Here is a 13,150-nt window from a genome sequence, read left to right on the forward strand (position 1 = left end):
TCGGTCAGGCCTCCGTTCCGGTGCTCTCAGCCGGAGCAGCGGCAGCGGCGTCGGCCTTGGGGGCCTCGGCAGCGGCGTTCTGCTGCGGCTTGCGGCCGCGGCCGCCACGCTCGCCACCACGGCCACCACGGCCGGCCGGGCGGTCGGCGCCGCCACGGGCCGGGCGGTTGCCGGCGCGGGCAGCGGCGTTCTCGGCGCGGACCTCGGCGATGTTCTTGACGTCGCCCTTGTAGATCCAGACCTTCACGCCGATACGGCCGAAGGTGGTCTTGGCCTCGAAGAAGCCGTACTCGACGTTCGCACGGAGCGTGTGCAGCGGCACACGGCCCTCGCGGTAGAACTCCGAGCGGGACATCTCGGCGCCGCCGAGGCGGCCACCGCACTGGATCTTGATGCCCTTGGCGCCCGCCTTCATGGCGGACTGCATGCTCTTCCGCATGGCGCGGCGGAAGGACACGCGGGAGGAGAGCTGCTCGGCCACGGCCTGGGCCACGAGCTGAGCGTCCACCTCGGGGTTCTTGACCTCGAGGATGTTCAGCTGCACCTGCTTGCCGGTGAGCTTCTCCAGGTCGCCGCGGATGCGGTCGGCCTCGGCGCCGCGGCGGCCGATGACGATGCCCGGACGCGCGGTGTGGATGTCCACCCGCACACGGTCACGGGTGCGCTCGATCTCGACCTTGGAGATGCCGGCGCGCTCCATGCCGGACGTCATCATCCGGCGGATGGCGACGTCTTCCTTGACGTAGTCCTTGTACAGCTTGTCGGCGTACCAGCGGGACTTGAAGTCCGTGGTGATGCCGAGCCGGAACCCATGCGGGTTAACCTTCTGGCCCATTACCGGGTTCCTTCCTTGCTGCTGACGACCACGGTGATGTGGCTGGTCCGCTTACGGATCCGGTAGGCGCGGCCCTGGGCGCGCGGCCGGAACCGCTTCAGGGTCGGGCCCTCGTCCACGTACGCCTCGCTGATGAACAGCGAAGAGGCGTCGGGGTGGTCGTAGTTGTGCGCGGCGTTGGCGATGGCGCTGTCCAGCACCTTGCCGACGGGCTCGCTCGCGGCCTGCGGGGCGAAACGCAGGACCGCCTGAGCCTCCGTGGCGTCCATGCCACGGATGAGGTCCACCACGCGGCGGGCCTTCATGGGCGTGACGCGGATGTACCGCGCCTGGGCCCTGGCTTCCATGGTTGTCCCTTCAGTGTCTGACACGTTCGTCATAGTCGTTCACACCCCGCGATTAGCGGCGCTTCGACTTCCGGTCGTCCTTGACGTGGCCGCGGAAGGTGCGCGTCGGCGAGAACTCGCCGAGCTTGTGGCCGACCATCGACTCGGTGACGAACACCGGGATGTGGGTCTTGCCGTTGTGCACCGCGATCGTGTGGCCCAGCATGGCCGGGACGATCATCGAGCGACGGGACCAGGTCTTGATGACGTTCTTGGTGCCTGCTTCGTTCTGGACGTCCACCTTCTTGATCAGGTGGTCGTCGACGAAGGGCCCCTTCTTGAGACTGCGCGGCATCTAAACCCGCTCCTAGCGCTTCTTGTTCGTCTTGCGGCGGCGGACGATGTACTTGTTGCTCGCCTTCTTGGGAGAACGAGTACGACCCTCCTTCTGACCCCACGGGCTGACCGGGTGGCGTCCACCGGAGGTCTTGCCCTCACCACCACCGTGCGGGTGGTCAACCGGGTTCATCGCGACACCGCGGACGGTCGGGCGGACGCCCTTCCAGCGCATCCGGCCGGCCTTGCCCCAGTTGATGTTCGACTGCTCGGCGTTGCCGACCTCGCCGATCGTGGCGCGGCAGCGGACGTCGACCAGGCGGATCTCGCCGGACGGCATGCGCAGGTGGGCCATCGGGCCCTCCTTCGCCAGCAGCTGCACGGAGGCACCCGCGGAACGGGCGAACTTCGCGCCGCCGCCGGGCCGCAGCTCGATGGCGTGGATGGTCGTACCGACCGGGATGTTGCGCAGCGCCAGGTTGTTGCCGGGCTTGATGTCGGCGCCCGGACCGTTCTCGATCCGGTCGCCCTGGCTCAGGCCACGGGGGGCGATGATGTAGCGCTTCTCGCCGTCCGCGTAGTGGAGCAGCGCGATGCGCGCGGTGCGGTTCGGGTCGTACTCGATGTGCGCGACCTTCGCCGGCACGCCGTCCTTGTCGTGACGACGGAAGTCGATCACTCGGTAGGCGCGCTTGTGGCCACCGCCCTGGTGGCGGACGGTCACACGACCGGTGTTGTTACGGCCGCCCTTGCTGTGCAGGGGGCGGACCAGCGACTTCTCCGGCGTGGACCGCGTGATCTCGACGAAGTCGGCGACGCTGGAGCCACGACGGCCCGGGGTCGTCGGCTTGTACTTGCGGATACCCATTGTCTCTCAGTCCTCGGAAGAATCCGGACTATCCAGACGCTCCAACCTCCGTCAGGAGGTCGGACCGCCGAAGATGTCGATACGGTCGCCCTCGGCGAGGGTCACGATGGCGCGCTTGGTGTTGGCACGCTTGCCGAAACCGGTGCGGGTGCGCTTGCGCTTGCCCTGGCGGTTGATCGTGTTGACCCCGGTGACCTTGACCGAGAAGACCGCCTCGACGGCCTGCTTGATCTGGGTCTTGTTGGCGCGCGGGTCGACGACGAACGTGTACTTGTTCTCGTCCAGCAGCGCGTAGCTCTTCTCGGAAACCACCGGCTTGACCAGGAGGTCGCGCGGGTCCGTGAAGGTCTTGCTGGTGACGACAGCCGTGGTGTTCTCGGACATCAGGCGTCGCTCCCTTCGGTCTCGACGGCCTTGGCGGGCCCGGACACGAAGGACTCGAAAGCGGCCTGAGTGAAGACCACGTCGTCGGAGACGAGCACGTCGTACGTGTTCAGCTGGCCCGGCTCCAGGATGTGCACCTGGGGCAGGTTGCGGGCGGACAGCCACGCGGCCTCGTCGGAGCGGTCGGCGACCAGGAGCAGGTTCTTGCGCTCCGAGATCTTGCCGAACAGCGTCTTGGCGGCCTTGGTGGAGATCTCACCCTCGATCACGCCGGAGACGACGTGAATGCGGGAGTGGCGGGCCCGGTCGGAGAGGGCACCGCGCAGGGCGGCGGCCTTCATCTTCTTGGGGGTCCGCTGCGAGTAGTCACGCGGCACGGGGCCGTGGACGACGCCACCGCCGGCGAACTGCGGGGCGCGGGTCGAACCCTGACGGGCGCGGCCGGTGCCCTTCTGGCGGTACGGCTTCTTGCCACCACCACGGACCTCGCCACGCGTCTTCACCTTGTGCGTGCCCTGGCGGGCAGCGGCGAGCTGCGCGACGACGACCTGGTGGATCAGCGGGATGCTGACCTTGGCGTCGAAGATCTCGGCCGGGAGCTCGACGGTCCCGGTCTTGTCGCCCGCGGGCGACAGAATGTCAATGGTGCTCATAGTCCCTTAGGCCCCCTTGGCCGCGGTGCGGACCAGGACGAGGCCGCCGTTCGGACCAGGAACCGCGCCCTTGATGAGCAGCAGGCCCTTCTCCGCGTCAACGGCGTGAACGGTCAGGTTCTGGGTGGTGACCCGCTCGTTGCCCATGCGGCCCGCCATGCGGAGGCCCTTGAACACACGGCCCGGGGTGGCGCAGCCACCGATGGAACCGGGCGAGCGGTGCTTGCGCTGGGTGCCGTGACCGGCGCCGAGGCCCTTGAAGTTGTGACGCTTCATGACACCGGCGAAGCCCTTGCCCTTGCTCTTGCCCGTGACGTCGACCTTGACGCCGGACTCGAACACCTCGGCCGTGATCTCCTGGCCGAGCGTGTACTCGGCGGCGTCGGAGGTACGGAGCTCCACCAGGTGGCGGCGGGGGGTCACGTCGGCCTTGGCGAAGTGGCCCTTGAGGGGCTTGTTCACCTTGCGCGGGTCGATCTCGCCGAAGGCGATCTGGACCGACTCGTAGCCGTCGCGGTCGTTGGTACGGACCTGGGTCACGACACACGGCCCGGCCTTGACGACGGTCACCGGGACGACACGGTTGTTGTCGTCCCAGACCTGGGTCATGCCGAGCTTCTCGCCCAGGACGCCCTTGATCTGCTTTGCCATCTCTTCCGCGCCTCTCAGAGCTTGATCTCGATGTCAACGCCGGCCGGAAGGTCCAGGCGCATCAGCGAGTCAACGGTCTTGGGCGTCGGGTCGAGGATGTCGATCAGGCGCTTGTGCGTACGCATCTCGAAGTGCTCGCGCGAGTCCTTGTACTTGTGCGGCGACTTGATGACGCAGTACACGTTCTTCTCAGTGGGCAGCGGCACCGGGCCCGCGACCGACGCACCAGTACGCGTCACCGTCTCGACGATCTTCTTCGCCGAGGAGTCGATGACCTCGTGGTCGTAGGCCTTGAGCCGAATGCGGATCTTCTGTCCCGCCATGGCTACTCAGTAGTCCTGTCTCGTGTGTAAACGCTCTGGAACCCGGAGGGCTGATGCGGCTCTCTCCGACCCACGCGGTCGGGCGTGTCGCACTCCCTCTACGCAGATGTCCGCAGGACATCCCAACCAAGGGGGTGCGGGCCTGGCCCGCGCGCCGGGGGAGAACCACCCACCGGGTGCCTGGCCGGTACCCCGCTGACACTTCCCGGAAGATTCCCGTACGTCCGTCCCAGCGCTGCCCTGGGGCCTGACGGCCTTCGGGGCAGTTGGGACGACGAGTACTGTGGGACTCGCTTCCGGTCCTCCCGGCGGGAGGCGCGCAGCATCGGCACTCAACCGAGCAACCCGGACAGTCTGCCACACGGGTCGGCGACCTGGCCAATCGAGCCGGAAAGAGTACCCCGAGGGCTTCCCTTGTCAAACCTCGGCGCACCCGGGCGAGCCCCTACGGCCCCCGGATTCCACACTCCCTGGCCGGGCTGCCGGGCCGGATCGGCCGCGTCGTCCTGCGGGGCCGCCACCGGACCGCCCGTGCGGTCCCGACCGGCACCGTTCCGGACTCCGACGGTCTGTACCCCTCGGACCACTTCGGCGTCCCGGCGTCGATGGAGCCGGTGCACCCCACCGCCGACGGCTCCGTCAACCGTGCGACCGGCGATCACCCGTTCGCATGAAGATGCAGTCACCGACATGAATATACGACCCGAGCGGCCCTAGCGTCCCCGCCATGGTCACTTCCTCCCACGAGGCCGCGCACCGGATCTTCCAGGAGCGACCCGAACTGCTCGCCCCGGTCTTCCGGGCCCTGAGCGTCCCCCTGCCCGACAAGACCTCCGTCGAGGTGCTCACGGGCGACGTCACCGAGATCCGTCCGCTCGAACGCCGGGTCGACAGTCTGCTGCGGGTCGAGTCGTCCGACGGCGAGCGGTTCCTGCTGGCCGTCGAGGCCCAGAGCCGGCGCGATCCGGAGAAGGCCGCGAGCTGGACGTACTACCTCGCCTACCTCGCGGCGAAGCACCGGATGCCGGCCCTGCTCCTGGTCGTCTGCCGGGACCGGGCCACGGCACGGTGGGCCGCCGGGCCCTTCACCACCGGGGTGGAGGGGTGGACCGCGCTCAGCACCCGCCCCATGGTCCTGGGCCCGGAGAACCTGCCGGTGATCACCAGCGCGCAGGAGGCGCGAAAGCACCTCGCGCTCGCCACCCTCTCCGCGATGACCCATACCACCCACCCGGACTCCAACGCCATACTGGAGGCGCTGGCCTCCGCGCTCGGATCCGCCGCAGCCGACGGCGAATCCGGTGACTACTTCACCGAACTGCTGGAAATCGGCCTGGGGGACACCCCGGCCGGAGCTCACTGGAGGAATCTGATGGCCGTAGGCACGTACTTCCCCGGCCGGGGAACCATGCTGGAGAAGTCGTTCCTGAAGGGCGTCGCCAACGAACGCTCCCGGCTGATCCTCAGCGTGCTGGAGAAGCGGGGCCTCCCGATCGCCGACGACCACCGCGAGCGGATCGCGGACTGCTCCGACCTCGATGTGCTCGACGTCTGGTGGGACCGGGTGCTCACGGTCACCAGCGCCGAAGAGCTGTTCATCGAGGAGTACGAGCCCGGGGACTGACCCCCTCCGCATCACCGTCACAGCGCCGCACCGGCTCCGGGCCGGTGCGGCGCTGTCGTGTGCGAGGGAGCGCGCGAGGGCCTTCCGCCGGGTCCGTACACCCCATGACACCCCCGGCGCAGCAAAAGTCGCGGATTGCCGCGCGCAGGGGCAACCTCAACTCACGATTATCCGTCTAGATGATCGCGGGAGCGGTCCGACCAGCCCTTTCGCCAGATCGAACACATCACCGGAACGGCCTTCAGCACGCCCACGGGGGCAGCCTGCCCGCTGCCGGGGAGCGGACGGAGCAGAACAATATGCACGCAGCAATCACCCCTGCCCCGGTGCATCCCGGTGACGCCCCGGACCGGGGCGGGAACGGTGGGGCGCGCCGCCCCCGGCGCCGTACGGTGGTCGCCGCGCTGTCGGTGCTCATCGGCATCGGCGCGGGCGCCACGGGCTGTTCGATGCCGCCCGGCCGGGGCTCCGTACCGACCGCGGACCCCGCGCCCGGGATGCCCATAGCGGGCACCCGCCGGGCCCAGCTGATGCAGATCCTCGCCCACCCGGACGACGACCTGTACTTCATGAACCCGGACACCGAGCAGATGCTGGCCGCGGGCGTGCCGCTGGTCTGCGTGTACGTCACCGCGGGCGAGCACAACGGACGGAACCTGATACCGGGCTCCGCCGCTCCGCCCGCCGCCGACCGGCCCGCCTACGCCTCCGCCCGCCACCAGGGCCTGCGGCAGGCCTACGCCACCCTGCTCGGACTCGACAAGTTCACCCCGTGGACCAAGGGAGTGGCCGCGCTGCGCGGCGACCGGCAGGCGGAGATCAACACCCTCACCCACGGCGACCGCCGCGTCGAGCTGATCTTCCTCAATCTGCCGATGCACACCCGGCGGCGCCGCAACGCGCTGCCCGGACTGTGGAAGGACCGGGGCGGTATCGGCGTCCAGAGCGTGGTCCCCGCGGACTCGCCGCTGCGCCGCAGCTCCCCGTACACCTACGACGGTCTGATCGACGTCCTCGTCGGGCTGATGGAGCAGTACCGGCCGACGGTCGTCCAGACGCTGGACCCGGATCCGGACATCCAGCACAGCGACGAGCCGACCCGGAAGAAGGACTCGGAGCAGCCCGGCTACTCCGACCACGGCGACCACACCGCGACCGCCTGCTTCAGCTGGGCCGCGATGATCCGCTGGGTGCGGGACGCGACCGGCGACGGCGGCCGGGTGCCCGGCTTCGTGGCGACGTCCTTCCGCGGCTACTACAACCGGCACTGGCCGAAGAACCTGCCGCCGCAGCTGCTCAAGGCCAAGGCATCCCACCTCGTCCCGTACGGCGGCGACCCCGGGTGGGCGTGCGGGAACCCGTCCGGCTGCGGCGACTACGCCGTCGGCGGCGTACGGCCGCTGCGCAACAAGAAGGGCTGGGTCCGCTCCACCCACCACCGCTATCCGGGCCGGCGCCCGGTCGCGGTCGCGGAGAAGGACGGACGGCTCACCGCGTACGGCGTCCTCGGGCTGCGCGCGGTGCGCTGGCGGGAGACCGCGCCCGGCAGCCGGCGGTGGACGGAGCCCACCGATCTCGGCGGGGGTCCGCTGGCGCCCGTACTCGGGCAGACCGCGCTCCCCGATGGGCGGCTGCTGCTGTTCGGGCTGCGGTTCGCCGCGATCGGGGGCCGGGGTGCGGAGAACCGGCGGGAGATCGTCCTGCTGGAGCAGACCGTACGCGGCGGCGGTTTCCGCGCCTGGAAGGGGCTCGGCAATCCGGAGCACACCGACGACCGCAGCCGCCGCATCGGCGTTCCGGTGGCGGTGACCGGGGGCGACGGGCGGGTGCATCTGTTCGTACGGAACGCGGACAAGGGGATCAGCAGCCGGATCCGGGCGGCCGACGGGTCCTGGGGCGGCTGGCACGACCTCGGCGGATCGGACGTCCAGGACGGTCTGTCGGCGATCGCGGACAGCGAGGGCCGGGTGCACGTCTTCGCCGCGGCCCGGCGCGGGGTGCACCACTGGACGCAGGACGGGCCCGGTGCTCCGGTCACCTTCCGGGCCGGCAGCGGCGGTGCGCTGCCGACGCCGGGCGACGAGGTGACCGCCGTACCGCTGCCCATGGGCCGGATCGAGCTGTACTACCGCAGGCCCGCCTCCGCCCGGCTGATCTCCGTGACCCTCGACGGGCCGGGCGAAGCCGAAGCCGAAGCCGGGCACGGTGACTCCGGAGCCCCGGCGGCCCCGGTGCGGACGACGGCCGGCATGGACGGGTACGGTCCCGTGGGCGCGGTCTCGGTCGCGGGGGCTCCGGTCCTGGTGGGACGGGACGGTACGGGACGGGTCCAGCTCGTCGGCCGCACCGGCGGGGTCCGGCGGCCGGGCTCCCTCGACTCCCCGTGCCTGGTCGTGGCGGGCTCGTCGGTGGCGGCGGTCGGAATGGATGCGGCGGCCCAGCCCTGGGTGATGCACCCGGTGGGTACGGCGACGGCCCCCGTCCGGGCCCGCTGAGCGGATCCTGAGCGGAGGGCGGGCCCGCCGGTGCCGGGCCCGCCCGTACCGTACGCGCGTCCCGCCTGCCCCGTCCGGGCGCCCCCGGCCCGGAACCCCCGCCGCCCGCCGCCCGCCGCACAGCGAAAAGGCCCCGCACCTTTCGGTGCGGGGCCTCTTCTGTGCAGCTCGTTCAGGAGCTACCAGGTCGGACCACTTACTTCGTGATCTTGATGACCTGGCCGGCGCCGACGGTCCGGCCACCCTCACGGATGGCGAACTTCAGGCCCTCCTCCATGGCGACGGGCTGGATCAGCTCGACGGTCATGGTGGTGTTGTCGCCCGGCATGACCATCTCGGTGCCCTCGGGGAGGGTCACGACGCCGGTCACGTCCGTGGTACGGAAGTAGAACTGCGGGCGGTAGTTGTTGAAGAACGGGGTGTGACGGCCACCCTCGTCCTTCGACAGGATGTAGGCCTGGGCCTCGAACTCGGTGTGCGGCGTGACCGAACCGGGCTTGATGATGACCTGGCCGCGCTCGACGTCCTCGCGCTTGATGCCACGGAGGAGCAGACCGACGTTCTCACCGGCCTGGCCCTCGTCGAGCAGCTTGCGGAACATCTCGATGCCGGTGACCGTGGTGGTGGTCTTCTCGGTCTTGATGCCGACGATGTCGACGGTCTCGTTGACCTTGAGGACACCACGCTCGATACGGCCGGTGACGACGGTGCCACGACCGGTGATCGTGAAGACGTCCTCGATCGGCATCAGGAACGGCTTGTCGACGTCACGCTCGGGCTGCGGGATGGCCTCGTCGACGGCGTTCATCAGGTTGAGGACGGACTCGCCCCACTCCTTGTCGCCCTCGAGCGCCTTGAGCGCCGAGACCTTGACGACCGGCAGGTCGTCGCCCGGGAACTCGTACTCGGAGAGGAGCTCACGGACCTCGAGCTCGACGAGCTCCAGGATCTCCTCGTCGTCCACCATGTCGGCCTTGTTCAGGGCGACGACGATGTACGGAACGCCGACCTGGCGGGCCAGGAGCACGTGCTCCTTGGTCTGCGGCATCGGGCCGTCGGTGGCGGCGACCACGAGGATGGCGCCGTCCATCTGCGCGGCACCGGTGATCATGTTCTTGATGTAGTCCGCGTGACCCGGGCAGTCGACGTGCGCGTAGTGACGCGACTCCGTCTGGTACTCGACGTGCGCGATGGAGATGGTGATACCGCGCTGACGCTCTTCGGGCGCCTTGTCGATCTGGTCGAAGGCCGAGGCCTCGTTCAGGTCCGGGTACTTGTCGTGCAGCACCTTGGTAATGGCGGCCGTAAGGGTCGTCTTACCGTGGTCGATGTGACCGATGGTGCCGATGTTGACGTGCGGCTTAGTCCGCTCGAACTTCGCCTTCGCCACTGGGGTCCTCCTGTGGAGTGGTTCTGTACGCCTTACTCATCGGCGCCAGGTGATCTTTGCTGGGATACCGGGGCCCGGGGCACTTCCCGCCGGTCCGGCAGGAAATGCCCCAAGAGCTCCGGGAACAAGCCTAAAGCGTGAACTCGGGTGAGTTACTCGCCCTTGGCCTTCGCGATGATCTCCTCGGCGACGTTCCGGGGAACCTCGGCGTAGGAGTCGAACTGCATCGAGTAGCTCGCGCGACCCGACGTCTTGCTGCGGAGGTCGCCGACGTAGCCGAACATCTCCGAGAGCGGCACCAGGCCCTTGACGACCCGGGCACCGGCCCGCTCCTCCATGGCCTGGATCTGGCCACGGCGGGAGTTGATGTCACCGATGACATCGCCCATGTAGTCCTCGGGCGTGGTGACCTCGACGGCCATCATCGGCTCAAGAAGCACGGGGCTTGCCTTGCGCGCGGCCTCCTTGAAGGCCTGCGAACCGGCGATCTTGAAGGCCAGCTCGGAGGAGTCGACCTCGTGGTAGGCACCGTCGATGAGCGTGATGCGAACACCCGTCATCTCGTAGCCCGCCAGGATGCCGAACTGCATGGCCTCCTGCGCACCCGCGTCCACCGAGGGGATGTACTCCTTGGGGATGCGGCCACCGGTGACCTTGTTCACGAACTCGTACGAGGCGTCGCCGCTCTCGATCGGCTCGATCGCGATCTGCACCTTGGCGAACTGACCGGTACCACCGGTCTGCTTCTTGTGGGTGTAGTCCACGCGCTCGACGGCCTTGCGGATCGTCTCGCGGTACGCGACCTGCGGCTTGCCGACGTTGGCCTCGACCTTGAACTCGCGGCGCATGCGGTCGACCAGCACCTCGAGGTGAAGCTCGCCCATACCGCCGATGACGGTCTGGCCGGTCTCCTCGTTGGTGTGAACCTGGAAGGAGGGGTCCTCCTCCGCGAGACGCTGGATGGCGACACCCAGCTTCTCCTGGTCGCCCTTGGACTTGGGCTCGATCGCGACCTCGATGACCGGCGCCGGGAAGTCCATGGACTCCAGGATCACCGGGTTCTTCTCGTCCGCGAGCGTCTCACCGGTGGTGGTCTGCTTCAGGCCCATGACGGCGACGATGTCGCCGGCGCCCACCGACTCGATCTCCTCACGCTTGTTGGCGTGCATACGGTAGATCTTGCCGATGCGCTCCTTGCGGCCCTTCACGGAGTTCAGCACCGCCGTGCCGGACTCCAGACGGCCGGAGTAGACGCGCACGAACGTGAGCTTGCCGAGGTGCGGGTCGCTCATGATCTTGAACGCCAGCGCCGACAGCGGCTCGTCGTCGGACGGCTTGCGCTTGACGACCAGCTCCGCGTCCTTCACGTCGTGGCCCTCGATGGCCTCGACGTCCAGGGGGGAGGGGAGGTAGCGCACAACCGCGTCGAGCAGGGGCTGGACGCCCTTGTTCTTGAACGCGGTACCGCAGAACACCGGGGTGACCGTGGTGTCCTTGGACTTGCCGGAGGCGATGGTGATACGACGGATCGCCGCGTAGAGCTGCTCCACCGACGGCTCTTCGCCGTTCAGGTACAGCTCCATCAGCTCGTCGTCGTTCTCGGCCACGGTCTCCAGAAGCTTGCCGCGGTACTCCTCGGCAGCCTCGGTGTGGGTGGCCGGGATGTCGACGATGTCGTACATCTCGCCCTTGGTCGCCTCGGCGGACCAGACGAACGCCTTCATGGTGACCAGGTCGACGACGCCCTTGAAGTCGGCCTCGGCACCGATCGGGAGCTGCATCACGATCGGCGTCGCGCCCAGGCGGTCGCTGATCATGTCGACGCAGCGGTGGAACTCGGCACCGGTGCGGTCGAGCTTGTTGACGAAGCAGATACGCGGCACGCCGTAGCGGTCCGCCTGACGCCAGACGGTCTCGGACTGCGGCTCGACACCGGCGACACCGTCGAAGACGGTCACGGCGCCGTCGAGGACGCGGAGCGAACGCTCCACCTCGACGGTGAAGTCGACGTGGCCCGGGGTGTCGATGATGTTGATCGTGTGATCGACGTCCTCGAGCGGCCAGTGGCAGGTCGTCGCGGCGGACGTGATGGTGATGCCGCGCTCCTGCTCCTGCTCCATCCAGTCCATCGTGGCAGCGCCGTCGTGGACCTCACCGATCTTGTAGCTCACACCGGTGTAAAACAGGATGCGCTCGGTGGTCGTCGTCTTGCCCGCGTCGATGTGGGCCATGATCCCAATGTTGCGGACCTTGGCCAGGTCAAGCGAAGTGGTGGCCATATGGCTCAGTCTTCTCTCGGTCTCGATGGGGGTAGCGACTACCAGCGGTAGTGCGCGAAGGCCTTGTTGGACTCGGCCATCTTGTGCGTGTCCTCACGCTTCTTGACCGAAGCGCCGAGGCCGTTCGAGGCGTCCAGCAGCTCGTTCATGAGGCGCTCGGTCATGGTCTTCTCGCGGCGGGCGCGGGAGTAACCCACGACCCAGCGCAGCGCGAGGGTGGAGGCGCGGCCGGGCTTGACCTCAATCGGCACCTGGTAGGTCGCACCACCGACACGGCGGGACTTGACCTCGAGGGACGGCTTGACGTTCTCCAGCGCACGCTTCAGCGTGATGACCGGGTCGGCGCCGGTCTTCTCGCGAAGACCCTCCATGGCGCCGTAGACGATCCGCTCGGCGGTGGAGCGCTTGCCGTTCAGCAGGATCTTGTTGATGAGCGACGTCACCAGAGGAGAGCCGTAGACCGGGTCGATGATGACCGGGCGCTTCGGGGCGGGGCCCTTACGAGGCATTCTTACTTCTCCTTCTTGGCGCCGTAGCGGCTGCGGGCCTGCTTGCGGTTCTTGACACCCTGGGTGTCGAGCGAACCGCGGATGATCTTGTAACGAACACCCGGCAGGTCCTTCACACGGCCACCACGCACGAGCACGATGGAGTGCTCCTGCAGGTTGTGTCCCTCACCCGGGATGTAGGCCGTGACCTCGATGCCAGAGGTCAGACGCACACGCGCGACCTTACGGAGCGCCGAGTTCGGCTTCTTCGGGGTGGTCGTGAACACACGCGTGCAGACGCCGCGGCGCTGGGGCGAACCCTCCAGTGCGGGCGTCTTGTTCTTCTCGACCTTGTCCTGCCGGCCCTTGCGGACCAACTGCTGGATCGTAGGCACTACTTCTCCGGTTTCTGTGTGCCGATCGTGAAACTAACCTGAAACGTCACCGACCCACGCGGTCGGGTGTGTCGAAGCTGCGGGGCTCCTCCGCAGAGCGGAG

Annotated in this window: 14 protein-coding genes; 2 read left to right on the forward strand and 12 right to left on the reverse strand. The window is 68.4% G+C overall.

The annotated features are described in order from the left end of the window. Window positions 1–4 precede the first annotated feature (4 nt). The 8 genes from rpsC to rpsJ are packed head-to-tail and all read right to left on the reverse strand — an operon-like array spanning window position 5 to window position 4,376. On the reverse strand, window positions 5–835 hold the full coding sequence (gene rpsC, locus ACIQ9E_RS17480; protein ID WP_366256969.1) for a 30S ribosomal protein S3: 831 nt from the start codon (window positions 833–835) through the stop codon (window positions 5–7). After that, window positions 835–1,182, reverse strand: a complete 348-nt coding sequence (gene rplV / locus ACIQ9E_RS17485) for a 50S ribosomal protein L22 (protein ID WP_006347229.1) — start codon at window positions 1,180–1,182, stop codon at window positions 835–837. The genes rpsC and rplV overlap by 1 nt, the downstream gene beginning before the upstream one ends. Window positions 1,183–1,234: 52 nt before the next feature. Further along, complete coding sequence (gene rpsS / locus ACIQ9E_RS17490; RefSeq protein ID WP_003948639.1) at window positions 1,235–1,516, reverse strand: 30S ribosomal protein S19; 282 nt, start codon at window positions 1,514–1,516, stop codon at window positions 1,235–1,237. 12 nt (window positions 1,517–1,528) lie between these two features. Beyond that, window positions 1,529–2,365, reverse strand: coding sequence for a 50S ribosomal protein L2 (gene rplB, locus ACIQ9E_RS17495; protein WP_403707720.1), 837 nt, complete (start codon window positions 2,363–2,365; stop codon window positions 1,529–1,531). 51 nt (window positions 2,366–2,416) lie between these two features. Continuing rightward, window positions 2,417–2,749 (reverse strand): 50S ribosomal protein L23, encoded by a 333-nt coding sequence (gene rplW, locus ACIQ9E_RS17500; protein WP_006347231.1) that lies wholly within the window; start codon window positions 2,747–2,749, stop codon window positions 2,417–2,419. After that, window positions 2,749–3,402: a 50S ribosomal protein L4 gene (rplD, locus tag ACIQ9E_RS17505; protein ID WP_006347232.1), complete on the reverse strand. Its 654-nt coding sequence runs from the start codon at window positions 3,400–3,402 to the stop codon at window positions 2,749–2,751. Before rplD ends, rplW begins: the two co-directional genes overlap by 1 nt. 6 nt (window positions 3,403–3,408) lie before the next feature. Continuing rightward, window positions 3,409–4,053, reverse strand: coding sequence for a 50S ribosomal protein L3 (gene rplC, locus ACIQ9E_RS17510; RefSeq protein WP_006347233.1), 645 nt, complete (start codon window positions 4,051–4,053; stop codon window positions 3,409–3,411). 14 nt (window positions 4,054–4,067) lie between these two features. Then, window positions 4,068–4,376 carry a 30S ribosomal protein S10 gene (rpsJ, locus tag ACIQ9E_RS17515; RefSeq protein ID WP_003948644.1) on the reverse strand — a complete coding sequence of 103 codons (309 nt, stop codon included), beginning with the start codon at window positions 4,374–4,376 and terminating at the stop codon, window positions 4,068–4,070. Between the two features lie 727 nt (window positions 4,377–5,103). Here rpsJ and ACIQ9E_RS17520 point away from each other — a divergent pair. Together ACIQ9E_RS17520 and ACIQ9E_RS17525 are read left to right on the forward strand one after the other, a co-directional pair. After that, window positions 5,104–6,000 (forward strand): hypothetical protein, encoded by an 897-nt coding sequence (locus ACIQ9E_RS17520; RefSeq protein ID WP_403707723.1) that lies wholly within the window; start codon window positions 5,104–5,106, stop codon window positions 5,998–6,000. A gap of 299 nt (window positions 6,001–6,299) precedes the next feature. Then, the gene (locus ACIQ9E_RS17525) at window positions 6,300–8,495 is read left to right on the forward strand and encodes a PIG-L family deacetylase (protein WP_403707725.1); all 2,196 of its coding nucleotides are present in this window, start codon (window positions 6,300–6,302) and stop codon (window positions 8,493–8,495) included. A gap of 196 nt (window positions 8,496–8,691) precedes the next feature. On the opposite strand, the gene tuf is transcribed toward ACIQ9E_RS17525, so the two are convergent. From tuf to rpsL, 4 genes are all read right to left on the reverse strand, one after another. Then, a complete protein-coding gene (tuf, locus tag ACIQ9E_RS17530; RefSeq protein ID WP_403707727.1) occupies window positions 8,692–9,885 on the reverse strand; it encodes an elongation factor Tu in 1,194 nt (397 codons plus the stop codon). A gap of 152 nt (window positions 9,886–10,037) precedes the next feature. Next, complete coding sequence (gene fusA, locus ACIQ9E_RS17535; protein WP_403707729.1) at window positions 10,038–12,164, reverse strand: elongation factor G; 2,127 nt, start codon at window positions 12,162–12,164, stop codon at window positions 10,038–10,040. A gap of 38 nt (window positions 12,165–12,202) precedes the next feature. After that, entirely contained in the window at window positions 12,203–12,673 is a 471-nt protein-coding gene (gene rpsG / locus ACIQ9E_RS17540; RefSeq protein WP_006347241.1) for a 30S ribosomal protein S7, read from the reverse strand. 2 nt (window positions 12,674–12,675) lie between these two features. After that, entirely contained in the window at window positions 12,676–13,047 is a 372-nt protein-coding gene (gene rpsL / locus ACIQ9E_RS17545) for a 30S ribosomal protein S12 (protein WP_003948652.1), read from the reverse strand. Between the last annotated feature and the right edge of the window lie 103 nt (window positions 13,048–13,150).

The organism is Streptomyces sp. NPDC094448 (assembly GCF_044763775.1).
GTDB lineage: Bacteria > Actinomycetota > Actinomycetes > Streptomycetales > Streptomycetaceae > Streptomyces.